Raw genomic sequence first — 24,500 nt, forward strand, 5'->3', positions numbered from 1 at the left:
TGCAATGGGCCGTGTGACCGCGCTGTCCGAACCCCTGGCCAAAGCCGTCGGCGGCACCACCGCCAAGGTGATGGCCGACCATCTCGACCTGCACACCATCGGCGACCTCCTGCACCACTACCCGCGCCGCTACGCCGAGCGCGGGGAGCTGACGCGGCTCACCGAGCTGCCGCTCGACGAGCACGTCACCGTCGTCGCCGAGATCGCCGACGCCCGCACCCACTCGTTCAACCGCGGGCGCGGGCTGCGCCTCGAAGTCACGGTCACCGACGGCGCCGGGCGCCTCCAGCTCGTCTTCTTCGGCAGCCGGGCGGTGCGGCACCACGAGAAGGTGCTGCTGCCGGGGAGACGCGGCATGTTCGCGGGCAAGGTCGGCATGTTCAACCGCCGCCTCCAGCTGTCGCATCCGGCCTACGAACTGCTGGACGAGGAGAGCGGCGACGAGGCCGCCCGCGCGTTCGCGGGCCGCCCGCTGCCCCTGTACCCGGCGTGCAAGCAGCTGGAGTCCTGGCGCATCGCGAAGTCGGTCGCCGTCGTCCTCGACTCGCAGGAGGCCACCGGCTGGTCGGGGCTCGCCGACCCGCTGCCGCCCGCCCTGCGCGGGAAGCGCGACCTGGTCCCGCTCCCCGAGGCGTTCGAGAAGATCCACCGGCCCCACTCCCGCGCCGACGTCAACGCCGCTCGGACGCGCCTGAAGTGGGACGAGGCGTTCGTCCTCCAGGTGGCACTCGCCCGGCGCCGCAGGGCCGCCGCGCAGCTCGCCGCCGTGCCCAGGCGCCCGGCGGCCGACGGGCTGCTCGCCGCCTTCGACGCCCGGCTCCCGTTCACCCTCACCGAGGGGCAGCTCCGCGTCGGCGGCGAGATCTTCGACGACCTGGCGGCCGAGCACCCCATGCACCGGCTCCTCCAGGGCGAGGTGGGCAGCGGCAAGACCCTCGTGGCCCTGCGGGCGATGCTCGCGGTCGCCGACTCGGGCGGCCAGTCCGCCCTGCTCGCCCCCACGGAGGTGCTCGCCCAGCAGCACCACCGCTCCCTCGGCGCGATGCTGGGCGACCTCGCCGAGGGCGGCATGCTCGGCGGCGCCGAGCGCGGCACGCGCGTCGAACTGCTCACCGGCTCCATGGGCACGGCCGCGCGCCGCCGGGCGCTGCTCGCCGCCGCCACCGGCGAGGCGGGCATCGTCATCGGCACGCACGCCCTCATCGAGGACGTGGTCATGTTCGACGACCTCGGCCTCGTCGTCGTGGACGAGCAGCACCGCTTCGGCGTCGAGCAGCGCGACGCGCTCCGCGCCAAGGGCGAACGCCCGCCGCACCTCCTCGTCATGACCGCCACCCCGATCCCGCGCACGGTCGCCATGACCGTCTTCGGCGACCTGGAGACCTCCGTCCTCGACCAGCTGCCCGAGGGCAGGTCGCCCATCGCCACGCACGTGGTGCCGGTCGCCGACAAGCCGCACTTCCTCACCCGCGCCTGGGAGCGGGTCAGGGAGGAGGTGGCCGCGGGCCACCAGGCGTACGTCGTCTGCCCGCGCATCGGGGACGAGGGACCGGCGGCGAAGGCCGCAGCCGACCAGGACGGCGCGGAAGGGCCCGACGGCCCTGACGGTGCCGAGCGGCGCCCGCCGCTGGCCGTCCTCGACGTCGCGGAGCAGCTGTCCGCGGGGCCGCTCGCCGGGCTGCGCACCGCCGTCCTGCACGGCCGCCTCGCCGCCGACGCGAAGGACGACGTGATGACCCGCTTCGCCGCCGGTGAGGTGGACGTCCTGGTGGCCACGACGGTCATCGAGGTCGGGGTCAACGTGCCCAACGCCACCGCGATGGTGATCATGGACGCCGAGCGCTTCGGCGTCTCGCAGCTGCACCAGCTGCGCGGCCGGGTCGGGCGCGGCGCGGCCCCCGGGCTGTGCCTGCTGGTCAGCGAGGCGGTCGAGGGCGGGGCCGCCCGCGCCAGGCTGGACGCGGTCGCCGCCACGACGGACGGCTTCGAGCTGTCCAGGATCGACCTGGAGCAGCGCCGCGAGGGCGACGTCCTGGGCGCGGCGCAGTCCGGTGGCCGCAGCAGCCTGCGCGTGCTCGCCGTCATCGAGGACGAGGACGTCATCGCCGAGGCCCGCGCCGAGGCCGCGGCGCTGGTGGAGCGCGACCCGGACCTCACCGGCGTGCCCGGCCTGCGGACCGCGCTCGACGCCCTCCTCGACGCGGACCGCGAGGAGTTCCTGGAGAAGGGCTGAACCGGCCCGTCAGGGCCCGCGCACAGCTTCCTGACGGCCCGTCAATTGTCAGTGCCCCCTGAGAGAATGGACCCAGTCCGCGGCGATCCATCCGGGATTGCCCGCGGCCGGACCCTTGGGGGTTGCCCGTATGGCATTCCGGCACATCAACGAACTGCCGCTCGGCGACAAGGTCTTCCGTATCGAGCTGGCCAGCGACGACGACACCACCGTGACCCTGACCCTCACCGGCTGGCGCGAGACCCAGCCGGACGTCCCCCTCGCCTCCGGTTCGCTCACCATGCCCCTGTCCGAGGTCCCCACCCTCCGCATCGCCTTCAACCGCGCGCTCCGCGCCCTGGCGCTCGCCGCCGACGTCGCCGAGCCGATCCCCGACCGTGACATCCTCCGCGAACTCTTCCCCGGCCACGGTGCCCCCTGGATACCGCAGCACGAGGAGGACCTCACCCAGCGGTTCCACGGCGGCGAGACCATCGCCCGCATCGCGGCGCGCTTCGGGCGCACGCCCGACTCCGTGCGCACCAAGCTGCGCGAGCTGGGCCACGACCCGCGCCGCCCCGAGTACTGCCCGCCCGACGGCTGCCTGTCCTGGTCCCGGTACGTCTCCCCTGCCCTCGTCGGGGCGCCCGCGGAGGCCGCGGCGGACTGACGGGCGTCCGGCGGCGCCGGCGCGGAGCTGACGTGCGGACGCGGGTCCGCACGTCAGTCCGACCGGTGCGCGTGCCTCCCGCCCGGTTGTCCGCAGGTGTCCCGGCTGTCGCCGGATGGCTGGGTTGTCTTTGAGTAAAAGGCACCCCCAGGCCGGAGCCGGGGGACTACGGTGTGTGCCCCCACAGGCGGTCAGGGAGCGGCAAACCGGGAGGATTTCGCATGACCGATCAGCCAGAGTCTCTACCAGGGGGCGACGTGCCCTCGGTGGAGGAGTTGGAGTGGCTGTTCAACTCAGGTCCGTCGGTGACACCCGCCGACGGGGCTCAGGGCCGGGTCCCGGGCCAGCGCGCCTACCCGGGCCAGGACTCGTCCGACCACGCCAGGCGCCTGCTGCGCCGGGCCGTCAACCCCGACCGTCCCGGCGAGGAGACCCTGCGTCTCCTCGCCGCGGCCCGCGGGTACCTCATCGAGCGCATGCCCGAGCCCGGCGGTCGGTCGGCGGGCCGCTGGTGCTCGGTCTACGAACATGCGTTCCTGCTCGCCGACGACAGCGAGCTGTGCCTCTACGAACTGGAGCACGACCAGACCCCCGACGGCCACCTCGTCTGCGAGGTCTACCCCGACGAGAGCGCGGCCGGACGCGCGGCCAGGCGCCGCGCCCGCACCCCGGGAGGGGACACCCCCGCCTGACCCGGGCCGCGCCTGACCGCCCCGCCCGTATAGCGTGGAGGACGTACGGCCGGGCCGAGCGGCGGCCACGACGACGCACAGCACTGCGAGGACCCCCACATGACCCGCGTGATCGCCGGGACCGCGGGCGGACGGCGGCTCGCCGTCCCGCCAGGCGGCGGCACCCGGCCCACCTCCGACCGGGCGCGCGAGGGTCTCTTCTCCACCTGGGCGGCCCTCTTCGGCCCCCTGTCCGGCGCGCGGGTCCTCGACCTGTACGGCGGATCGGGGGCCGTCGGCCTGGAGGCCCTGTCGCGGGGCGCCGCCCACGCCCTGCTCGCCGAGTCCGACCCGCGGGCCGCCCGCACCATCCGCGAGAACATCCGTGCCCTCGCCCTGCCGGGCGCGGAACTGCGGACGGCGCGCGCCGAGCAGCTGATCGCCGGGCCGCCCCCGGCCGAGCCGTACGACCTGGTCTTCCTCGACCCGCCCTACGCCACCACGGACGACGCCCTCCGCGAGATCCTGGTCACACTCCTCGCGGGCGGCTGGCTCGCGGACGGCGCGCTGGCCACCGCGGAGCGCGTCACACGCGGCGGCACGTTCGCCTGGCCGCCCGGCTTCGAGGCCCTGCGTTCGCGCCGCTACGGAGAGGGAACCCTCTGGTACGGCCGGGCGACCGACCAGGACGTGAACGGCCGGTCGTGACCGGCATGCGGAGCCGGCACGACCGGCAGAACGGGATTGGGGAAAGAGCGTTGCGCCGCGCAGTCTGTCCGGGGTCGTTCGACCCCGTCACCAACGGTCATCTCGACATCGTTGACCGCGCCTCGAAGCTGTACGACGTCGTGCACGTCGCCGTCATGGTGAACACGTCCAAGCAGGGCCTGTTCACCGTGGACGAGCGCATCGCGCTCATCGAGGAGTGCACGACCGAGTACGGCAACGTCATCGTCGAGTCCCACCACGGCCTGCTCGTGGACTACTGCAAGCAGCGGGACATCCCCGCCATCGTGAAGGGCCTGCGGGCGGTCAGCGACTTCGACTACGAGTTGCAGATGGCGCAGATGAACAACGGCCTCTCCGGCGTGGAGACCCTGTTCATCCCCACCAACCCCGTCTACAGCTTCCTGTCCTCCAGCCTGGTCAAGGAGGTCGCCGCCTGGGGCGGCGACGTCTCCCACCTGGTCCCCGAGCCCGTGCTGAGCGCCGTGCGCGCCAAGCTCGCCGCGCGCTGACCCCGGGGCGGGCACCGCCGCGCGGCGCAAACGCTCACCGGCCGGAGCCGGTTGGCCGTACAGTCGCACCGTGGACGTGAACCAGAAACTGGACGAGATCGTCGCGGCCGTGCGCGGCGCCAAGGGCATGCCGATGTCGGCGTCCTGCGTCATCAACCGGTCCGACCTGATCGACCGGCTCGACGAGGTGCGCGAGGCGCTGCCCGGCTCCCTCGCGCAGGCCCGGGAGGTGCTCGGCGACCGCGAGCAGGTGGTCGCCGACGCGCAGCAGGAGGCCCGGCGCATCGTCGAGGCCGCGCACACCGAGCGCGGCACGCTCGTGGAGAACACCGAGGTCGTCCAGCGCGCCCAGGACGAGGCGGCCCGCATCCTCGCCGAGGCGCGCCGGGAGGCCGCCGAGGTGAAGGCCGAGGCCGACGACTACGTGGACAGCAAACTGGCCAATTTCGAGGTCGTCCTCGGCAAGACCATCGGCTCGGTGGACCGGGGCCGCGACAAGCTCCTCGGCGGCGACCGCGGCGACCCGCAGGAACTGCTGGCCAACGCCGACGCCTACGTCGAGGCCCAGTTCGGCGCCATCCAGGCGGTGCTGCGCAAGACGCTCGAAGCCGTGGGCCGCGGCAGGCAGAAGCTCACCGGCCACCGTCCGATCGACGAGCTGGGCGAGCATGTCGCCGAGCAGGAGGCCATCGAGGCGGCCGACGGCGACCGCACCCGCACGGCGTCGTACTTCGAGCAGCAGGCCGAGCAGGACACCTACGGGTACCTCGGGATGGCGCAGCCGCAGCAGCTCCAGCAGTCCCCGCAGGAACCGGCGCAGCCCCCCATGCCCCAGCACGAACCGGCGGTCGCGGCCGGGTACGAGGTCGGCGCCGACGCGTACGCCGCCCCGTCCGGTGGCTACCCGCAGGACGGCGGCTACGCCCAGCAGGACCCGTACGCCGGTACCTACACGTACGGCCAGGACCCCTACGGCTCCGGCGGCTACCCGCAGCAGGACCCGTACGGCGGCCAGCAGCAGGGCGGCGGGGGCTACGGGTACGAGCAGCAGCCCCAGCAGCAGCATCAGCTCCCGGCGGCGCTCGACGAGACCAGCCTCTTCGACACGAGCATGATCGACGCGGAGCAGATCCGCAGGTACCAGGAAGGCCGCCACTGAGGCGGGCGACCGCCGATTGGGTGCCCGGCGGACCGTGCCGTATGCTGGCTCTTCGGCCGTGCCACCTCCGTGCGCGCGGCTGCCCGCCCGGTTCCGTCTGCGCCTGACGCGTCGCGGACCCGGTGCGCACGGCGACCGCGCAGCCACCCATGAGAAAGCAGAAGGCCCTGAACGCCCTCCTGGACCATCGAGCCCCCCTCGTGTTCGACACACGTGAGCTGGGGCGGCGTCCTGGTTCGCTGAAAAGGGTCTCCCGCACCGTACCGGCGCCCGCGGACCTCGGTATCGAGGTCATCGCGGTGCCCGAGGCGGCTCCCGTGGAGGTCGAGCTGCGCATGGAGTCGGTCATGGAGGGTGTCCTCGTGACCGGTACCGCCCGCGCACCGCTGGCGGGGGAGTGCGTAAGGTGTCTGGAGCCGCTGACCACCGAGGTCACGGCGGACTTCCAGGAGATGTTCTCCTACCCCGAGTCGGAAGTCACCGGCCGCCGCCCCGCGGAGACCGGTGACGACGACGAGGACGAGGAGACGCTGTACGTCCAGGGCGACCTGTTCGACCTCGAACCCGTGCTGCGGGACGCGGTGGTGCTCTCACTGCCCCTGCAGCCGGTGTGTCAGGAGGACTGCCCGGGTCTGTGCCCCGACTGCGGGGCGCCGCTCGCGCAGGACCCGGACCACCGGCACGACGCCCCCGTGGACATCAGGTGGGCGGCCCTGCGGGGCCTGGCCGGCTCCGAGGAGTCCGGTGAGGATCCCGCGCGGCGGGACCGCTAGCGGCACAAGCAAGGCCAGCAGGACCAGCGAGACAGCAAGAAACTGGCGCCCCGCGGGAGCGGGGCCGGATCACAGGAGAAGTAGCCGTGGCTGTTCCGAAGCGGAAGATGTCGCGCAGCAACACGCGCCACCGCCGGTCGCAGTGGAAGGCTGCGGTCCCGAACCTGGTGCGCTGCGAGCGCTGCCAGGAGCCGAGGCTGCCGCACACCGCGTGCGCCAACTGCGGCACGTACAACCGCCGTCAGGTCGTCGAGGTCTGATCGGCGGGTGACGGGCTCCATGTCTCACGCCAAGAGGCCGCAACCTCAGGCGTCCCCGGACACGGCCTCGTCCCTCGCGACGCTGGAAGGGCGGCTCGGCCACCGGCTTGAGCCCGCCCTTCTGGTGCGTGCGCTCACGCACCGCTCGTACGCCTACGAGAACGGCGGGCTGCCCACCAACGAGCGGCTCGAATTCCTCGGGGACTCGGTGCTCGGCCTCATCGTCACCGACACCCTGTACCGCAGGCACCCGGATCTCGCCGAGGGCCAGCTCGCCAAGCTGCGGGCCGCCGTCGTGCAGGCGCGGGCGCTCGCGGAGGTGGCCCGTGGCCTCGGGCTCGGGTCGTTCGTACGGCTCGGGCGCGGCGAGGAGGGCACGGGCGGCCGGGACAAGGCGTCGATCCTCGCGGACACCCTGGAAGCGGTGATCGGCGCGGTCTACCTCGACCAGGGTCTCGACGCCGCCGACGCGCTGGTGCACCGCCTGTTCGATCCGGTCATCGAGCGCTCCTCCAGCCTGGGCGCCGGTCTCGACTGGAAGACGAGTCTCCAGGAACTGAGTGCCGCCGAGAGTCTCGGGGTGCCGGAGTACGTGATCGAGGAGAGCGGCCCCGACCACGAGAAGAACTTCACCGCTGCCGCCCGTGTCGCTGGCGAGACCTACGGCACCGGCACGGGCCGCAGCAAGAAGGAGGCCGAGCAGCAGGCGGCCGAGAACGCCTGGCGCGCGATCCGCGCCGCCGTTGACGCGGAGCGCGCCGCCGCGCGCGCGGCGGAGGAGGCCGAACTGGCGGCCCGCCGGGAGGCCGAGGCGGCGGACGACGGGTCGTCCGTTGCCTGAGCTGCCCGAGGTCGAGGTCGTCAGGCGCGGTCTCGACCGGTGGGTCAGCGGGCGTGTCGTCGCGGCGGCCGAGGTGCTGCACCCCCGGGCCGTCCGCCGTCATGTCGCCGGGGCCGTGGACTTCACGGACCGGCTGCGCGGTGTGCGCGTCGCACCGGCGCGGCGGCGGGGGAAGTACCTGTGGCTGCCGCTGGGCGAGGACCTGGCGCTGCTCGCCCACCTCGGGATGAGCGGCCAACTGCTCGTCCAGCCGGGCGGCACCCCGGACGAGAAGCACCTGCGGGTGCGTGTCACGTTCGACGACGTGGCGCGCGGCGAGCTGCGGTTCGTGGACCAGCGGACGTTCGGCGGGCTGTCCCTCCACGCGGTGGGCCGGGACGGCGTCCCCGACGTCATCGGGCACATCGCCCGCGACCCCCTTGACCCGCTGTTCGACGAGGACGCCTTCCACGCGGCGCTGCTCCGCCGCCGTACGACGGTGAAGCGCGCGCTGCTCGACCAGTCGCTCATCAGCGGCGTCGGCAACATCTACGCGGACGAGGCGCTGTGGCGCACCCGGCTGCACTACGAGCTGCCGACGGCCGGGCTGACCCGCCCGAGGACGGCCGAACTGGTCTCGCACATCCGCGAGGTGATGAACGCGGCCTTGGCGGTGGGCGGCACGAGTTTCGACAGCCTGTACGTCAACGTCAACGGTGAGTCCGGCTACTTCGACCGCTCGCTCGACGCGTACGGGCGTGAGGACCAGCCGTGCCGCCGGTGCGGGACGCCGATGCGGCGGCGGCCGTGGATGAACAGGTCCAGCTACTTCTGCCCGCGCTGCCAGCCGCCGCCCGGCTGAACCCGCGCGCGCCTCGCGTCACCTGTCACACGCCGGTGCCCGTCCCCCGGGGGGAACGGGCACCGGCGTGTCTCGGGGAAGGGGCGCGTGTCAGAAGCCGAAGACCTGCGTCCACCAGGGGCCGCCGTCGCCGAAGTACACGCCGACGCCCATCGTGGTGAAGTCGCAGTTGAGGATGTTCTGGCGGTGTCCGTCGCTGCCCATCCATGCGTCCATGACCGCGGTGGCGTCCTGCTGGCCGCGCGCTATGTTCTCGCCGCCCATGCTCTCGATCCCCGCGGCGGCGGCGCGGTCCCAGGGGGTCCTGCCCTCCGGGTCCGTGTGGTCGAAGAAGCCGCGCACGGCCATGTCCTGGCTGTAGGCGGCGGCGAGGGCGTTCATCGCCGGGTCGAGCGTGACGGGGACGCAGCCGACGGCGGCGCGTTCCGCGTTGACGCGGCTGAGCACGGCCTCGACGGCGGCGTTCCTGTCGTCGGGGGCCGGGGCCGGCGGCTCCTCGCGGGGCGTGGGCGCGGCCGACTCGGGTGCGGGGGAGGCGGGGGTCTCCTCCTCGGCCGGGGGCGTGGTCCGGTCCGGGGTCTCGGCCGCCTCGGTCTCGGCGGCCTCCTCCGTGCGCTCGGGCGCGGTCGTCTCCGGTGCCTCTTCCTCGGACGGGCTGTCCTCGGCCTCGGGCGTCGTGGCGGACTCGGAGGGGGACGCGCTCTCGCCGAGCGGGCCGCGCTCCGAACCGCGGCTGGTCCCCGGACCTTCGCTCAGGTCACGTGGGGACAGCGACCCGTTCGGCGACGGCGACACGGAGCCCGCGAAGGAGGGGTCGATCCCCTGGGCGCGGATGTCGTCGGTCGTGGGGGAACCGCTGGGGGAGAAGGCGCCTCCCATGCCGGGCAGCAGTCCGCTGCCCGCGCCGACAGCGCCCACGGCCAAGGCCGCTGAGGCGCCGATCAGGCCGGTACGCGCGTGGCTCCGGCGGCGGCGATGGCGTCCCATGCGCAACACCGTCCTTGTCATCGTCGAGGGCCAACCAAGATCCAAATTCACCCGAATGGATGAATGTTCATCGCGTGACTGTACGCCATGGCCGGGTCGGTGAGCGGGTCCCGCACCGAAAACTCCGGATAGCGTGCGTCACATGCAGCCCTCAGAACCCCGCTCAGGGGAGGACTCCGGGACCGTGCGGATGACGGCGTGGGTGCGCGGTCATGTCCAAGGCGTCGGATTCCGCTGGTTCACCCGCGCGCAGGCACTCGCCATCGGCGACCTGCGTGGATTCGCCTCGAACCTGGCCGACGGACGCGTCCAGGTCGTCGCCGAGGGGAGCCGTGAGCGGTGCGCGCGCCTTCTCGCCTGGCTCCGGCACGGCGACACGCCCGGCCGTGTGGACGGTGTCACCGAGATATGGGACACACCGCGCGGCGGTTATCCGGATTTCGCGATCCGGTGACGGGACGCGCCCCGCGCGGGGGGAAAGCACCGGTAACACCTTGCCAACAACGCTCCGACGTGCAAGGCTGCGGCCACCAGCGGCAAGTGGACGGTGCCGCCGCGCCGGGTGGGTGACTGATCGAAAACCGCCACAGGACGCCGCGTGAATGATCACCGCGGCGATACGCGGTGTGATCGTGTTGACCGTCCCACTTTTTGGTGAGACGCTGAAAGTCCCGCGCTTCTCCGCTGTGCGGCCTTGCGAAAGCAGGATGTGGCGGACGTCGCGGCTGTTATCCCTCACGACCCACCAACGGCTTCGGTCGGTCACTCAGTGTGGAGGACCATCCATCATGGCAAAGGCGCTTCTCGGTCACGTCGGCGGCTTCGACCCCCGAGTCATCGCCGAGATGCGACGGCTTCAGCAGCGCGTACAGGACCTGGAGACGCAGCTCGTCCGCGTCCAGGCGGAGAACGACGCGCTGGCTGCCGCCGCTCGACACGGCGACTCGGTGCTCGACAACATCGACCTGCCCCAGGCTGAGCCCGCCCTGACCTGACCTCACCGGCGAGGACAGGCCGCTCGCGGCGCGACGCCTGCGGAATATGCGAGGGACGCTTCGGCGTCCCTTCGTCATTTCCCCCTGAAGTCCTGCCCCGGCCGGTTGCCGTACTCGCTGAGTCTGATCTGCCCTGCATCCGCCGCGTCGAAACGGCCGATCGCAGACAAGCGGCGGGTAAAGTCGCACGGCGTGCATCTCAAGAGCCTCACCCTGCGGGGGTTCAAGTCCTTCGCCTCGGCCACCACGCTGCGCTTCGAGCCCGGCATCACCTGTGTGGTCGGGCCGAACGGGTCGGGCAAGTCCAATGTGGTGGACGCGCTCTCCTGGGTCATGGGCGAACAGGGCGCGAAATCCCTGCGCGGCGGAAAGATGGAGGACGTCATCTTCGCCGGGACCACCGGCCGCCCGCCCCTGGGCAGGGCCGAGGTGTCCCTGACGATCGACAACGCGGACGGCGCGTTGCCCATCGATTACACCGAAGTCACCGTGACGCGGACGATGTTCCGCAACGGTGGAAGCGAATACCAGATCAACGGCAATACGTGCCGCCTCCTCGACGTCCAGGAACTCCTGTCCGACTCGGGAATCGGCCGCGAGATGCATGTGATCGTCGGTCAGGGACGGCTCGACTCCGTGCTGCACGCCGACCCCACCGGCCGCCGCGCCTTCATCGAGGAGGCCGCCGGGGTCCTCAAGCACCGCAAGCGCAAGGAGAAGGCGCTGCGCAAGCTGGACGCGATGCAGGCCAACCTCGCCCGTGTCCAGGACCTCACCGACGAACTGCGCCGCCAGCTCAAGCCCCTCGGCCGCCAGGCCGCCGTCGCACGCAAGGCCGCCGTCATCCAGGCCGACCTGCGCGACGCCCGCCTGCGGCTGCTCGCCGACGACCTCGTACAGCAGCGCGCCGCGCTCAGCGCGGAGATCGCCGACGAGGCCGCGCTCAAGCAGCGCAAGGAGGAGGCCACCGCCCGGCTGCGCGACGCCGCGCGCCGCGAGGCCGAACTGGAGGCCGCCACGCGCCTGCTCGCGCCGCGCGTCCAGCGCGCCGGGACCGTCTGGTACGAACTCTCCCAGTTCGCCGAACGCGTGCGCGGCACCGTCGGGCTCGCCGACGCGCGCGTCACCAGCGCCACCGCGCAGGGGCCCGAGGAGCGGCGCGGGCGCGACCCGGAGGACATGGAGCGGGAGGCCGCCCGTATCCGCGAGCAGGAGGCCGCGCTGACCGCCGCGCTTGAGGCGGCCGGACGCGCCCTCGACGACACCGTGGACCACCGCGCCGCGCTCGAACGCTCCCTGGCCCAGGAGGAGCGTCGCCTGAAGGACGCCGCCCGCGCCCTCGCCGACCGCCGCGAGGGGCTGGCCCGTCTGCACGGCCAGGCCAACGCCGCCCGCAGCAAGGCCGCGTCCGCGCAGTCGCAGATCGACCGGCTCACCACCGCCCACGAGGAGGCGGCGGAGCGGGCCGAGCGCGCCCGCGCCGAGTACGAGACCCTGCGCGCCGAGGTGGACGGCCTCGACGCCGACGACAGCGAACTGGAGCGCGAGCACGAGGCCGCCCGCGCCGCACTCGCCGCCGCGGAGACCGAACGCGCCCGCGCCCGCGACGCCGTCACCACCGCCGAGCGCGAACGCGCCGCCACCTCGGCCCGGCACGACGCCCTCGCCCTCGGCCTGCGCCGCAAGGACGGCACGGGCGCACTGCTGTCCGCCGACGACCGGCCGGCCGGTGTCCTCGGACCGGCCGCCGAACTGCTCGCCGTCACCCCCGGGTACGAGGTGCCGGTGGCCGCCGCGCTCGGCGCCGCCGCCGACGCGATCGCCGTGGACGGCCCCGCCGCCGCGGCCGAGGCGCTGCTCCTGCTGCGCAAGCAGGACGCGGGACGTGCCGCGCTGCTCCTCGGCGGCATGCCCGACGCACCCGCCGCGCCCCCGCCCGCCGGGCTGTCGCCCGCAGCCGACCTCGTACGCGGCCCGGCCGATCTGATGCCCGCGGTGCGCCGACTGCTGCGCGACACCGTCGTCGTGGACTCCCTGGACGAGGCGCTCGGGGTGCTCGCCGCCCACCCCGGCCTCACGGTGGTGACCGGCGAGGGCGACGTCGTCTCGCGCCACCTGGTCCACGGCGGATCGGCCGCCGCGCCCAGCCTTCTCGAGGTGCAGGCCGCCGTGGACCAGGCCGCCGCAGAACTGCGCGTGCTGACGGCCCGCTGCGCCGAACTGGGCGCCGTCTCCGAAGAGGCGGCGGAACGGCGCCGGGCGCTCGCCGCGCGCGTGGAGGAGCTGGCCGGGCGGCGCAGCGCCGCCGAGCGCGCCAAGTCCCGCGTCGCCCAGGACCTCGGGCGCCTCGCCGGGCAGGCCAGGGGCGCCGCAGGCGAGGCGGAACGGGCCGGGGCCGCCCTCGCCCGCGCCGAGGAGGAGCTGACCCGCGCCGTCGAGCAGGCCGAGGAGCTGGCGGAACGTCTCGCCACCGCGGAGGAGGCCACCGACCTGGACGAGGAGCCGGACACCGCCGTCCGCGACCGGCTCGCCGCCGACGGCGCCAACGCGCGGCAGACCGAGATGGAGGCGCGCCTCCAGGTCCGCACCCACGAGGAGCGGGTACGCGGCCTCGCCGGGCGCGCCGACGGCCTCGACCGCGCCGCCCGCGCCGAACGGGAGGCGCGGCTGCGCGCCGAGCGGCGCCGGATCAGGATGCGGCACGAGGCGGACGTCGCCGCGGCCGTCGCGCACGGCGCGCGTCAGCTGCTGGCGCACGCCGAGGCGTCCGTCGCCCGCGCCGCGGCCGAGCGCGACACGGCGGAACGCGGCAAGGCGGAGCAGGAGGAGGCACTGGCCGCCGAGCGCGCCGCCGGACGCGCGCTCAAGGAAGAGCTGGACAAGCTGACCGACTCCGTGCACCGCGGCGAGGTCATGGGAGCCGAGAAGCGCCTGCGCATCGAGCAGTTGGAGAGCCGCGCGCTGGAGGAGCTGGGCGTCGATCCGGCGGTCCTGGTCCGGGAGTACGGCCCCGACCAGCACGTCCCGCCCTCGCCGCCCGCCGAGGGCGAGGAGCTGCCGGACGACCAGGACCACCCGCGCAACCGGCCGCGCCCGTTCGACCGCGCCGAGCAGGAGAAGCGGCTGCGGGCCGCCGAGCGCGCGTACCGGCAGTTGGGCAAGGTGAACCCGCTGGCCCTTGAGGAGTTCTCCGCGCTGGAGGAGCGCCACCAGTTCCTCAGCGAGCAGCTCGCCGACCTCAAGAAGACCAGGACCGACCTCCTCCAGGTGATCAAGGAGGTGGACGAGCGGGTGGAGCAGGTCTTCACGGCCGCCTACCACGACACGGCGCGCGAGTTCGAGGGCGTCTTCTCGCGCCTCTTCCCCGGCGGTGAGGGCCGCCTGCTGCTCACCGACCCGTCCGACATGCTCACCACCGGCGTCGAGGTGGAGGCGCGCCCGCCGGGCAAGAAGGTCAAGCGGCTCTCGCTCCTGTCGGGCGGCGAGCGGTCGCTGACGGCGGTGGCGCTGCTCGTGTCGATCTTCAAGGCGCGGCCGAGCCCGTTCTACGTCATGGACGAGGTCGAGGCCGCGCTCGACGACACCAACCTCCAGCGGCTCATCAGGATCATGGAGGAGTTGAAGGACAGCTCCCAGCTCATCGTCATCACGCACCAGAAGCGGACGATGGAGGTCGCCGACGCGCTGTACGGCGTGTCGATGCAGGGGGACGGCGTCTCCAAGGTCATCAGCCAGCGTCTGTCCTGAACCGGGCGTGCCCCCGGCCGGAGCGCCTCGGGAGGAAAACGCCCAGTTTGCGGCGTAATGTGACTCGGACGGGGTGCGGCCGATCCCTCGAACCGGCAGCTGAACCGCTGATCCACGCGGGGCCGGGGAAGACGGCAGGCGACGCCGTCGCACGGAACAAGGAGGGAAGCGTGACCACGACCTCGAACGAGGGCAGCGAAGCCCCGAGGCGACCGCCCCACCTCACGTTCGTCATCTACATCGCCGCCACCGCCGCGCTCGGCGGCTTCCTCTTCGGGTACGACAGCTCGGTGATCAACGGGGCCGTCGAGGGCATCCGCGGACGGTTCGACATCTCCTCGGGCAGGCTCGGCACGGTCGTCGCCATCGCGCTGCTGGGCGCCGCGGCCGGGGCGCTGGTCGCGGGCAGGCTGGCCGACCGCGTCGGCCGCATCCGCGTCATGCAGCTCGCCGCCGTCCTCTTCATCATCAGCGGCATCGGCTCGATGCTGCCGTTCGCCATCTGGGACCTGGCCGTCTGGCGCACGCTCGGTGGCGTCGCCATCGGCATGGCCTCGGTGATCGCCCCCGCCTACATCGCCGAGGTGTCGCCCCCCGAGTACCGCGGACGGCTCGCCTCGTTCCAGCAGGCCGCGATCGTGCTCGGCATCGCCGTCTCGCAGCTCGTCAACTGGTTCCTGGTCAACCTCGCGAACGGCGACCAGCGTGGGCACCTGCTCGGTCTTGAGGCGTGGCAGCTGATGCTCGGCATCGAGGCCGTCCCGGCGCTGATCTACGGCCTGATGACGTTCGGCATCCCCGAGTCGCCCCGCTACCTCGTCTCGCGCGGGCGGACCGAGGAGGCGAAGCGGGTGCTCGCCGACGTCGAGGCGAAGGGCATCGACCTCGACGCCCGGGTCGGCGAGATCAAGGCGGCGCTGCACAGCGAGAACCGCTCCAGCTGGCGTGACCTGCTCTCCTCACGCACCGTCCTGCTGCCCATCGTCTGGATCGGCATCGTCCTGTCGGCGTTCCAGCAACTCGTCGGCATCAACGTGATCTTCTACTACTCGAACTCGCTGTGGCAGTCCGTCGGCATCGACCCGGAGAGTTCGTTCTTCTACTCCTTCACCACCTCGATCATCAACATCGTCGGCACGGTCATCGCGATGGTCTTCGTGGACCGGATCGGGCGCAAGCCGCTGCTGCTCATCGGCTCGATCGGGATGGCGGTCTCCCTGGGCACCACCGCGTGGGCCTTCTCCGCCAAGCGCGGCACGGGCAGCGACATCTCCCTGCCCGACACGCAGGGCACGGTCGCGCTGATCGGCGCGCACGCGTTCGTCCTCTTCTTCGCCCTGTCGTGGGGCGTGGTCGTGTGGGTGCTGCTGGGCGAGATGTTCCCGAGCCGCATCAGGGCCGCCGCCCTCGGCCTGGCCGCGAGCGCGCAGTGGATCGCGAACTGGGCCGTCACCCAGAGCTTCCCGACACTGTCCGAGTGGAACCTCTCCGGCGCGTACGTCATCTACACCGCGATCGCCCTGGCGACCATCCCGTTCCTGCTGATCTGGGTCAAGGAGACCAAGGGCAAGCCGCTGGAGGAGATGGGCTGACCGCCCGGGCGGGGGCGCGTCCGCAATACTTGGGGGCGCCCGGCACCGTCCTCCTCCATGCACCACCCAAGGGAACCGATGGACATCCTGATCCTTGTCGTAGTCATCGCCGTGGTCGCCGTCGCCGCGATCGCGGCGTTCCTCGTCCGTGGGCGAGGCGCCCGCACGGCGCCACCGCGCGAGGAGAACAGGCCCGCAGCACCACCGGCGGAACCCCAGGTCGGTGAGGAGTCCCAGGCCCCGACCGACGAGGCCAGGCGCACCATCGAGGACGTCGTCCTGCCGCCGGGCACGGCGCCGCCCGCCGTCGAGGCGGAGGCGGAGGCGCCTCCGGTCGAGGTGCCCGAGCCCGCCGCGGGCCGCCTCGTCCGGCTGCGCGCGCGGCTCGCCCGCTCCCAGAGCACGCTGGGCAAGGGCCTGCTGACGCTGCTCTCCCGCGAGCGCCTGGACGACGACACGTGGGAGGAGATCGAGGACACCCTGCTGAGCGCCGACGTCGGTGTCCGCCCCACGCAGGAACTGGTGGAGCGGCTGCGCGAGCGCGTCCGCGTCCTCGGCACGCGGACGCCCGACGAACTGCGGAACCTGCTGCGCGAGGAACTGCTGGCCCTGATCGGCCCGGATCTCGACCGCGCCGTGCACACCGAGGGCGGCGTCTCCGTCGAGGGGGAGGAGCGGCCCGCGGTCGTCCTCGTCGTCGGCGTCAACGGCACGGGCAAGACGACGACCACCGGCAAGCTGGCGCGCGTCCTGGTCGCCGACGGCAGGTCCGTCGTCCTCGGGGCGGCCGACACGTTCCGCGCCGCCGCCGCCGAGCAGCTCCAGACCTGGGGCGAACGGGTCGGCGCCAGGACCGTGCGCGGTCCCGAGGGCGGGGACCCGGCGTCGGTCGCGTTCGACGCCGTGCGGCAGGGCATCGAGGAGGCGGCGGACGTCGTGCTCGTGGACACCGCCGGGCGGCTGCACACCAAGACCGGCCTGATGGACGAGCTGGGCAAGGTCAAGCGGGTCGTGGAGAAGCACGGGCCGGTCAACGAGGTGCTGCTCGTCCTCGACGCCACCACGGGGCAGAACGGGCTGGTCCAGGCCCGGGTGTTCTCCGAGGTCGTGGACATCACCGGCATCGCCCTGACCAAGCTGGACGGCACGGCGAAGGGCGGCATCGTCATCGCCGTGCAGCGGGAGCTGGGCGTCCCGGTGAAGCTCGTCGGCCTCGGCGAGGGGCCCGACGACCTGGCGCCGTTCGAGGCGGAGGCCTTCGTGGACGCGCTGCTGGCCTGACGCGCCCGGCGCGGCGACGCGCCCGTGGCCCCGCCCCGGAATCCGCTTCCGGGGGCGGGGCCACAGGCATGTCACGGCTGTATACGACGGGCCGGGCCGTGGGTCAGGCGCGGCGGGTGAGGGAGGCGAGGGAGACGCAGGTGTAGGCCAGCGCGCCCAGCAGCACGCGCGTGGCGGGTGGCGCGGTCGCCGCCTCGGGTCCTGGCGCGCGCAGCCAGCGCACCGGGCCGTGGCCGCCGTGGTCGGACGGCGGCGCCGTGATGTGGCGCCCCGGGCCGAGCCCGCGCAGGTCCAGCGGGGCGTCCGCCCAGCCGAGGCGCCGCAGCAGCAGCGGCAGTTCCTCGGTGCTCCCCGGGGCGACGAAGAACCAGGCCCGGCCGTGCGGCGCGAGCGCGACGGGGCCCATGGGCAGGCCGAGCCGTTCCAGCCGGGGGAGTGCCCGGCAGGCGGCCGGGGCGGGGGCGTCGAGGACGTCGAAGCTGTGCCCCGTGGGCAGCAGCACGGACGCGCCGGGGATCCACGAGCAGCCGACGTGGTCGCGCGTCGCCCCCGCGCGGATGGTGAGCGCGGGGTCCAGGGGATGGGCGCCGGGCGACGCGCACCGGGGACTGCCGCAGGAGCAGACGACGGGGCCGTGCTGCGCGCGGCGCGTGGCCCAGGCGCCGGGCGTCACGTCCCAGCCCCGCAGGCCGGTGTACTCGGCGACCGCGGTCGAGACCGGGCCGGGCCGCCGGGCCGTGAGCCGCAGGTCGCGGATCTCACGGAGACCGCCGATCGTGAAGCCCATGCACTGTCCAACGGGCCGTTCCGCCGATGGTTACGACCCGGGGGTGGCGCCCCGGGGGAGCGCGCGCGATGCTGTGCGCCCCCGGTGTGCTTCGCTCCCCTCGGGACGGCGGGCGGCGCGTACAAGTGAAGCGCGCGTGGTGGGCATGAGGGGGAGGCGGAGGGGTGGCGAATGGTGGCGCTTGCGGGTGCACCCTCACTGCCGCCGTGATCGTAGGATTACTTTCGGTACATCGGTAGACGCGACGTCAACAGGCGGGCGCGGACGACATCCGGGACGGGGGCGTGACGACGTGGGCGTCAACGCGGGCGGCGACGGCCAGGCCAAACCGCCGAACGAGCGGCTGACCTCGTGGTTCCAGCGCAGCGGCTGGTCCAAGGGCGAACTGGCCCGGCAGGTGAACCGGCGGGCCAGGCGGCTGGGCGCGCACCATATCAGCACCGACACCTCGCGGGTGCGGCGCTGGCTCGACGGCGAGCAGCCGCGCGAGCCCATCCCGCGCATCCTCGCCGAGCTGTTCTCCGAACGCTTCGGCCGCGTCGTCGGCGTCGAGGACCTCGGCCTGCGCTCCGCTAGGCAGTCGGCCGCCGTCTCCGGCATCGACCTGCCCTGGGCCGGGCCGCAGACCGTCGCGCTCATCAACGAGTTCTCCCGCAGCGACCTCATGCTCGGCCGCCGGGGCTTCCTCGGCACCGCCCTCACGATGTCCGCCGGGCCCGCGCTCATAGAGCCCATGCAGCGCTGGCTCGTCCCCACGCCCACCGACGGCGAACCCATGCCGGGGGCGCGGCTGATCGGCGTCGTCGGCGGGGGCGAGCCGCGCCGCCTCTCCGGCCTGTCGGAACCCGAGCTGGCCGTCCTGGAGGCGACGACCGCCCAGTTCCGCAGCTGGGACGCGCACAGCGGCGGCGGCCTGCGGCGCAAGGCCGTCGTGGGGCAGCTGCACGAGGTCACCGACCTGCTCGCCGAGTCGCACCCCGAGTCGGTGCGCCGCAGGCTCTTCCGGGTCACCGCCGAACTGGCCGAGCTGGCGGGCTGGATGAGCTACGACATCGGGCTCCAGCCCACGGCGCAGAAGTACTTCGTGCTCGCGCTGCACGCGGCCAAGGAGGCGGACGACCGGCCCCTCGGCGCGTTCATCCTGTCGATGATGAGCCGCCAGATGATCCACCTCGGCAGGGGCGACGACGCCCTCGAACTCATCCACCTCGCCCAGTACGGCAGCCGTGGCACCGCCACCCCGCGCACCCAGGCGATGCTGTACGCGATGGAGGCGCGCGCCCACGCCACGCAGGGGCAGCCCGCCAAGTGCCACCGCGCGGTGCGGATGGCGCAGGAGACGTTCGCCCAGATCACGGCGGACGAGCACGACCCGGACTGGATCGGCTTCTTCTCCGAGGCCGAGCTGAACGCGGAGAACGCCCACTCGTACCGCGACCTCTCCTACGTCGCGGGCCGCAGCCCCGCCTACGTGACGCGCGCCAAGCCGCTCATGGAACGGGCGGTGCGGCTCTTCGCCGAGGAGTGCGAGCGCGACCCCGGCGCCGCGCACCACCGTTCGTATGCACTGAACCTCATCGGCCTCGCCACGGTCCACCTGCTCGAAAGGGAACCCGAGGCGTTCGCCGAGCAGGCGACCCTGGCGTCGGATCTGGCCGGTCGGCTCCGGTCCGAGCGCGTCAACGACCGGCTCCGCACGACCTGGGCGGCGGCGCAGCGCGACTTCGGCGACGTCCCCGAGGTGCGGGACAGCGCCGCCAGGATCGCGGCGGAACTTCCCCGGAACTCGGCCGTCCGGGCGGTCTGACGCCCCCGGGGCCCCGCGCGCCCGCACCCGCGTCCCCCGGCCGCCCCCGCCCCGCGTCCCGCCCGGCCCGCGCACCGCGTGCCGACCGGGACACGCGGGCGGGGGCGGCCGGTTTCCGTCCCCGCCCGGCGGCGCGGCGGGCGCCTGCGCACCCGTGGGACGGCGCGGCCCGGCCGGAAAGGCACGGTGCTCGACTTCATGAGCGCGTAACACGGCCTATGTCATCGTCACCTACGTGAAACAAGTGCGGCCATCGACGGAAACGGCCCTCCGAAACGCTGTGGCGAATCCTGACCCGACCGAGAACCAGCCCGCACGGGTCGTCGTTCTGAGGAGACGTCCACTTTGAACCTTGAGGAAGTGCAGTCATCGACCAATATCGCCTACGTGGTCATCTGTGCCGCGATGGTGATGCTCATGACGCCAGGTCTCGCCTTCTTCTACGGCGGTATGGTCCGGGTCAAGAGCGCGCTGAACATGCTGATGATGTCTTTCGTCTCGCTCGGCATCGTCAGCGTCCTGTGGGTCCTCTACGGATTCTCGCTGACCTTCAGCGAGACCAGTACGAGCCCCATCCTCGGCAATCTTGATTTCATCGGTTTCCAGGACATCACCGTGGACCAGGGCGAACTCCTCGCCTTCGCGGTCTTCCAGCTGATGTTCGCGATCCTCACGCCCGCGCTGATGAGCGGTGCACTCGCCGACCGGGTGAAGTTCACCGGCTGGGTGCTGTTCGTGGTCCTGTGGGTCACCGTCGTCTACTTCCCGGTCGCGCACTGGGTGTGGGCCGTCGATCAGGGCTGGCTGTTCAACCAGGGCGTGATCGACTTCGCGGGTGGTACGGCCGTCCACATCAACGCGGGCGCCGGCGGTCTCGCCGCGGCCCTCGTGGTGGGCAAGCGCATCGGGTTCAAGAAGGACCCCATGCGTCCGCACAACCTGCCGATGGTCCTGCTGGGCGCCGGGCTCCTGTGGTTCGGCTGGTTCGGCTTCAACGCCGGTTCCGCCCTCTCCCCGAACGGCACCGCCGCGATGATGGCGCTGAACACCCAGCTCGCCACGGGCGCCGCCATCCTCGGCTGGCTGATCTACGAGCGCCTGCGCCACGGCGCGTTCACGACCCTCGGTGCCGCCTCGGGCGCCATCGCCGGTCTCGTCGCGATCACCCCGTCCGGCGCCAACGTCAACCCGATGGGCGCCATCCTGATCGGCGTCCTGGCCGGTGCCGTCTGCGCCTGGGCCGTCAGCCTCAAGTACAAGCTGGGCTTCGACGACTCGCTCGACGTGGTCGGCGTCCACCTCGTCGGCGGTGTCCTGGGCACCCTGCTCGTCGGCTTCCTCGCCACGGAGGGCGCGGGCCTGGAGCAGTTCGGCAAGCAGGCGCTCGGCGCGGCGTCGGTCATGGCCTACTCCTTCGTCGTCACCTATCTCATCGCCCTGCTGGTCGAACGCACGATCGGCTTCCGGGCGTCGGAGGACGAAGAGGTCGCCGGACTCGACCTGGCTTACCACGCCGAGACCGGGTACGACTTCAGCCAGACCGGCTCAGGCTCCGTGCCGGTCAGCGCAGTTCCGGGTGCCGCCGGCGCGGCGGTCACGGGCGAGAAGAAGGTGGACGCATGAAGCTCATCACCGCGGTGATCAAGCCGCACCGGCTCGACGAGGTCAAGGACGCGCTCCAGGCGTTCGGCGTGCACGGCCTGACCGTCAGCGAGGCCACCGGCTACGGCCGTCAGCGCGGCCACACCGAGGTCTACCGGGGCGCCGAGTACACCGTCGATCTGGTGCCGAAGGTCCGCGTCGAGATCCTCACCGAGGACGACGACGCCGAGCAGATCATCGACGTCGTGGTCAAGGCGGCCCGTACCGGCAAGATCGGTGACGGCAAGGTGTGGAGCCTGCCCGTCGAGACCACCGTCCGGGTCCGTACCGGCGAGCGCGGCCCCGACGCGCTGTAGGAACACCGCACGGATCTCCTCGGGACCGGGCCACTGAGCCGGTCGCGGCCACCCGCCGCGACCGGCTCAGGCGCCCCCGGGGGCGTCCGCGCACGCCACCCGGACCGGCCCGGGACCCCCACCACCGGCGAAGAAGGGCACCGCATGACGGCGGAGACGACACCCAGCAGCGGCGGCTACGCGGCCGAGAGACTGCGCCTGTTGACCGCGGAAGGCCCCACAGGCCGTCCGCGCCGCGCCGAACTCGCCCGCCTCACCGACACGTGGCTCGCCGGGCTCCTCGCCGAGGGACCCCGCACCGGCCGCGTCGCGCTCGTCGCCGTCGGCGGCTACGGCCGCGGGGAACTCTCGCCGCGCAGCGACCTCGACCTGCTCCTCCTCCACGACGGCACGGCCACCGCCAAGGAGACCGCCGCCCTCGCCGACCACCTCTGGTACCCGGTCTGGGACCTCGGGATCGCCCTCGACCACTCGGTCCGCACGCTCGCCGAGGCCCACGAGACGGCAGCCGCCGACCACAAGGTCCACCTCGGCCTCCTCGACGCACGCCACATCGCGGGCGACGGCTCCCTCACCGCCGAACTGCGCACCGCGCTCCTCGCCCAGTGGCGCGCCCAGGCCCCGGCCCGCCTGCCGGAACTGCACGAGATGGGCCGCGAACGCGCCCGCCGCTCCGGCGAACTGCCCTTCCTCCTCGAACCCGACCTCAAGGAGGCACGCGGCGGCCTGCGCGACGCGACCGCCCTGCGCGCCGTCGCCGCCTCCTGGGTCGCCGACGCGCCCCGCGAGGGGCTTGAGGCCGCGCGCAACACCCTCCTCGACGTCCGCGACGCCCTCCACCTCACCACCGGCCGCGCCACAGAACGGCTGGCACTCGAAGACCAGGAACAGGTCGCCAAGGCCCTCGGCCTGCTGGACGCCGACGCGCTCCTGCGCCGCGTCTACGAGGCGGGCCGCACCATCAGCTACGCCTCCGACGTCACCTGGCGCGAGGTCGGACGCGTCCTGCGCGCCCGCTCCGCCCGCCGCCGCCTGCGCACCCTCCTCGGCTCCCGCACCGCGCGCCGCCCCGCAGAGGAGCGCACACCGCTCGCCGAGGGCGTCGTCGAGCAGGAGGGCGAGGTCGTCCTCGCCCGCACCGCACGCGCCGACCGTGACCCCGTCCTCCCGCTGCGCGCCGCCGCCGCGGCTGCACAGGCCGGGCTGCCCCTCGCCCTCCCGGCCGTCCACGCGCTCGCCGCGGCCGACGCCCGCCTTCCCGTGCCGTGGCCAGCCGAGGCGCGCGAGCAGTTCCTCACCCTCCTCGGCGCGGGCCCCGACACCGTCCCCGTCTGGGAGGCGCTCGAAGCCGCCGGGATCATCACCAAGCTGCTGCCCGACTGGGAACGCGTCCGCTGCCGCCCCCAGCGCAACCTCGTGCACCGCTGGACCGTGGACCGCCACCTGGTCGAGACCGCCGTCCGCGCCTCCGCACTCACCCGCCGCGTCAGCCGCCCCGACCTGCTCCTCGCCGCCGCCCTGCTGCACGACATCGGCAAGGGCTGGCCGGGCGACCACAGCGTCGCCGGGGAGACCATCGCCCGCGACATGGCCACCCGGATCGGCTTCGGCCCCGCCGACACCGACACCCTGGCCACCCTCGTACGCCACCACCTGCTGCTCCCCGAGACCGCCACCCGCCGCGACCTGGACGACCCGGCGACGGTCGCGCTCGTCGCCGACGTCGTGGGGGACCGCGTCACCCTGGAACTGCTGCACGCCCTCACCGAGGCGGACGCGCTCGCCACCGGGCCCGCCGCATGGTCGGGCTGGCGCGCCTCGCTCATCGCCGACCTCGTCGCGCGCGTCGCCGCCGGATTCGAGGACGGCGGGGGCGCCCGTACGCCCCAGGCGCAGCCGACCGTCGCGGCGGAACGCCTCGCCGTCGAGGCGTCGCGCACCGGCGCCCCCGTCCTCGCGCTGCTGCCCCGCCCGGAACTCGCCCCGGCCCCGGCCGGGACAGAGGCCGGGACAGAGACCGCGACCGAGGCCGAGCCCGAGCCCGTCGGCGTCGAGCTGATCGTCGCCCTGCCCGACCAGCCCGGCGTCCTCCCCGCCACCGCGGGCGTCCTGGCCCTGCACCGCCTCACCGTCAGGTCCGCTGAACTGCGCTCGCTCGACCCGACGGGCAACGGGCCCGTCCTCCTGCTCGACTGGCGCGTGGCCGCCGAGTACGGCTCCCTGCCCCAGGCGGAACGCCTCCGCGCCGACCTCGTCCGCGCCCTCGACGGCTCCCTCGACATCGCCAGCCGCCTCGCCGAACGCGAGGCCGCCTACCGCCGCCCGCGCCGCCGCCTGCCCCAGGGCCCGCCGCCGCGCGTCACCGTCGCCCCGCTCGGCTCGCGCCTCGCGACCGTCATCGAGGTACGCGCCCACGACGCGCCTGGCCTGCTCCACCACATCGGGCAGGCCCTGGAGACGGCGGGCGTCACCGTCCGCAGCGCGCACGTCAGCACGCTCGGCGCCAACGCCGTGGACGCCTTCTACGTCACGGGCCCCGACGGCGCCCCCCTGCCGCCCGACGACGCCGCCCGGCTCGCCACCGACCTGGAACGCGCCCTCGCCGACCGGGCGGGCCCACCGGCGGGCTGACCGTTCGCGCGCCGGGCGGATAGGCTTGAGGACACCGTTCCCCCAGCCGA

The 24,500-nt window shown here is 73.4% G+C and carries 21 protein-coding genes and 1 tRNA gene; 20 read left to right on the forward strand and 2 right to left on the reverse strand.

The annotated features are described in order from the left end of the window. Positions 1 to 4 precede the first annotated feature (4 nt). The 10 genes from recG (at position 5) to mutM (ending at position 8,665) form a co-directional block, all read left to right on the forward strand. Complete coding sequence (gene recG / locus IF27_RS24930) at positions 5 to 2,233, forward strand: ATP-dependent DNA helicase RecG (RefSeq protein ID WP_052852027.1); 2,229 nt, start codon at positions 5 to 7, stop codon at positions 2,231 to 2,233. A gap of 130 nt (positions 2,234 to 2,363) precedes the next feature. Then, a complete protein-coding gene (locus tag IF27_RS24935) occupies positions 2,364 to 2,882 on the forward strand; it encodes a hypothetical protein (protein ID WP_052852028.1) in 519 nt (172 codons plus the stop codon). 221 nt (positions 2,883 to 3,103) lie between these two features. Further along, positions 3,104 to 3,574 (forward strand): DUF6227 family protein, encoded by a 471-nt coding sequence (locus IF27_RS24940; RefSeq protein WP_190233095.1) that lies wholly within the window; start codon positions 3,104 to 3,106, stop codon positions 3,572 to 3,574. A 99-nt stretch (positions 3,575 to 3,673) separates the two neighbouring features. Further along, positions 3,674 to 4,261: a 16S rRNA (guanine(966)-N(2))-methyltransferase RsmD gene (gene rsmD / locus IF27_RS24945; RefSeq protein ID WP_052852030.1), complete on the forward strand. Its 588-nt coding sequence runs from the start codon at positions 3,674 to 3,676 to the stop codon at positions 4,259 to 4,261. A gap of 50 nt (positions 4,262 to 4,311) precedes the next feature. Next, entirely contained in the window at positions 4,312 to 4,791 is a 480-nt protein-coding gene (coaD, locus tag IF27_RS24950; RefSeq protein WP_223291202.1) for a pantetheine-phosphate adenylyltransferase, read from the forward strand. 70 nt (positions 4,792 to 4,861) lie between these two features. Continuing rightward, on the forward strand, positions 4,862 to 5,950 hold the full coding sequence (locus IF27_RS24955; RefSeq protein WP_052852031.1) for an ATP synthase F0 subunit B: 1,089 nt from the start codon (positions 4,862 to 4,864) through the stop codon (positions 5,948 to 5,950). 149 nt (positions 5,951 to 6,099) lie between these two features. Beyond that, positions 6,100 to 6,723 carry a YceD family protein gene (locus IF27_RS24960; RefSeq protein ID WP_052852032.1) on the forward strand — a complete coding sequence of 208 codons (624 nt, stop codon included), beginning with the start codon at positions 6,100 to 6,102 and terminating at the stop codon, positions 6,721 to 6,723. Positions 6,724 to 6,809: 86 nt separating this feature from the next. Further along, positions 6,810 to 6,983: a 50S ribosomal protein L32 gene (gene rpmF / locus IF27_RS24965; protein ID WP_052852033.1), complete on the forward strand. Its 174-nt coding sequence runs from the start codon at positions 6,810 to 6,812 to the stop codon at positions 6,981 to 6,983. Positions 6,984 to 7,002: 19 nt separating this feature from the next. After that, complete coding sequence (gene rnc / locus IF27_RS24970; RefSeq protein ID WP_052852128.1) at positions 7,003 to 7,824, forward strand: ribonuclease III; 822 nt, start codon at positions 7,003 to 7,005, stop codon at positions 7,822 to 7,824. Then, the gene (gene mutM, locus IF27_RS24975) at positions 7,817 to 8,665 is read left to right on the forward strand and encodes a bifunctional DNA-formamidopyrimidine glycosylase/DNA-(apurinic or apyrimidinic site) lyase (protein ID WP_052852034.1); all 849 of its coding nucleotides are present in this window, start codon (positions 7,817 to 7,819) and stop codon (positions 8,663 to 8,665) included. Before rnc ends, mutM begins: the two co-directional genes overlap by 8 nt. 90 nt (positions 8,666 to 8,755) lie before the next feature. On the opposite strand, the gene IF27_RS24980 is transcribed toward mutM, so the two are convergent. Next, positions 8,756 to 9,652 (reverse strand): CAP domain-containing protein, encoded by an 897-nt coding sequence (locus IF27_RS24980; protein WP_052852035.1) that lies wholly within the window; start codon positions 9,650 to 9,652, stop codon positions 8,756 to 8,758. Between the two features lie 142 nt (positions 9,653 to 9,794). On the opposite strand from IF27_RS24980, the gene IF27_RS24985 reads away from it, so the two are divergent. From IF27_RS24985 to ftsY, 6 genes are all read left to right on the forward strand, one after another. Next, positions 9,795 to 10,106, forward strand: coding sequence for an acylphosphatase (locus IF27_RS24985; protein WP_052852036.1), 312 nt, complete (start codon positions 9,795 to 9,797; stop codon positions 10,104 to 10,106). A 334-nt stretch (positions 10,107 to 10,440) separates the two neighbouring features. Then, the gene (locus IF27_RS24990; RefSeq protein WP_052852037.1) at positions 10,441 to 10,647 is read left to right on the forward strand and encodes a hypothetical protein; all 207 of its coding nucleotides are present in this window, start codon (positions 10,441 to 10,443) and stop codon (positions 10,645 to 10,647) included. Between the two features lie 154 nt (positions 10,648 to 10,801). Further along, positions 10,802 to 10,894 (forward strand) — tRNA-Leu (locus IF27_RS31250). After that, positions 10,861 to 14,394 (forward strand): chromosome segregation protein SMC, encoded by a 3,534-nt coding sequence (gene smc / locus IF27_RS24995; RefSeq protein ID WP_190233099.1) that lies wholly within the window; start codon positions 10,861 to 10,863, stop codon positions 14,392 to 14,394. The genes IF27_RS31250 and smc overlap by 34 nt, the downstream gene beginning before the upstream one ends. 170 nt (positions 14,395 to 14,564) lie before the next feature. Further along, positions 14,565 to 15,986 (forward strand): sugar porter family MFS transporter, encoded by a 1,422-nt coding sequence (locus tag IF27_RS25000; RefSeq protein ID WP_052852039.1) that lies wholly within the window; start codon positions 14,565 to 14,567, stop codon positions 15,984 to 15,986. Positions 15,987 to 16,064: 78 nt separating this feature from the next. Then, a complete protein-coding gene (ftsY, locus tag IF27_RS25005; protein ID WP_052852040.1) occupies positions 16,065 to 17,267 on the forward strand; it encodes a signal recognition particle-docking protein FtsY in 1,203 nt (400 codons plus the stop codon). 103 nt (positions 17,268 to 17,370) lie between these two features. On the opposite strand, the gene IF27_RS25010 is transcribed toward ftsY, so the two are convergent. Beyond that, the gene (locus IF27_RS25010; protein WP_052852041.1) at positions 17,371 to 18,054 is read right to left on the reverse strand and encodes a bifunctional DNA primase/polymerase; all 684 of its coding nucleotides are present in this window, start codon (positions 18,052 to 18,054) and stop codon (positions 17,371 to 17,373) included. A gap of 292 nt (positions 18,055 to 18,346) precedes the next feature. Between IF27_RS25010 and nsdA the strand changes: the two genes are divergently transcribed. The 4 genes from nsdA (at position 18,347) to IF27_RS25030 (ending at position 24,450) form a co-directional block, all read left to right on the forward strand. After that, positions 18,347 to 19,861: a transcriptional repressor NsdA gene (gene nsdA / locus IF27_RS25015; protein ID WP_052852042.1), complete on the forward strand. Its 1,515-nt coding sequence runs from the start codon at positions 18,347 to 18,349 to the stop codon at positions 19,859 to 19,861. Between the two features lie 360 nt (positions 19,862 to 20,221). Continuing rightward, a complete protein-coding gene (locus IF27_RS25020; RefSeq protein ID WP_223291203.1) occupies positions 20,222 to 21,484 on the forward strand; it encodes an ammonium transporter in 1,263 nt (420 codons plus the stop codon). Further along, the gene (locus tag IF27_RS25025) at positions 21,481 to 21,819 is read left to right on the forward strand and encodes a P-II family nitrogen regulator (RefSeq protein WP_052852043.1); all 339 of its coding nucleotides are present in this window, start codon (positions 21,481 to 21,483) and stop codon (positions 21,817 to 21,819) included. Before IF27_RS25020 ends, IF27_RS25025 begins: the two co-directional genes overlap by 4 nt. A 144-nt stretch (positions 21,820 to 21,963) precedes the next feature. Further along, on the forward strand, positions 21,964 to 24,450 hold the full coding sequence (locus IF27_RS25030; RefSeq protein WP_052852044.1) for a [protein-PII] uridylyltransferase: 2,487 nt from the start codon (positions 21,964 to 21,966) through the stop codon (positions 24,448 to 24,450). Positions 24,451 to 24,500 lie beyond the last annotated feature (50 nt).

It is taken from the genome of Streptomyces avicenniae (assembly GCF_000719135.1).
Taxonomy (GTDB): domain Bacteria; phylum Actinomycetota; class Actinomycetes; order Streptomycetales; family Streptomycetaceae; genus Streptomyces; species Streptomyces avicenniae.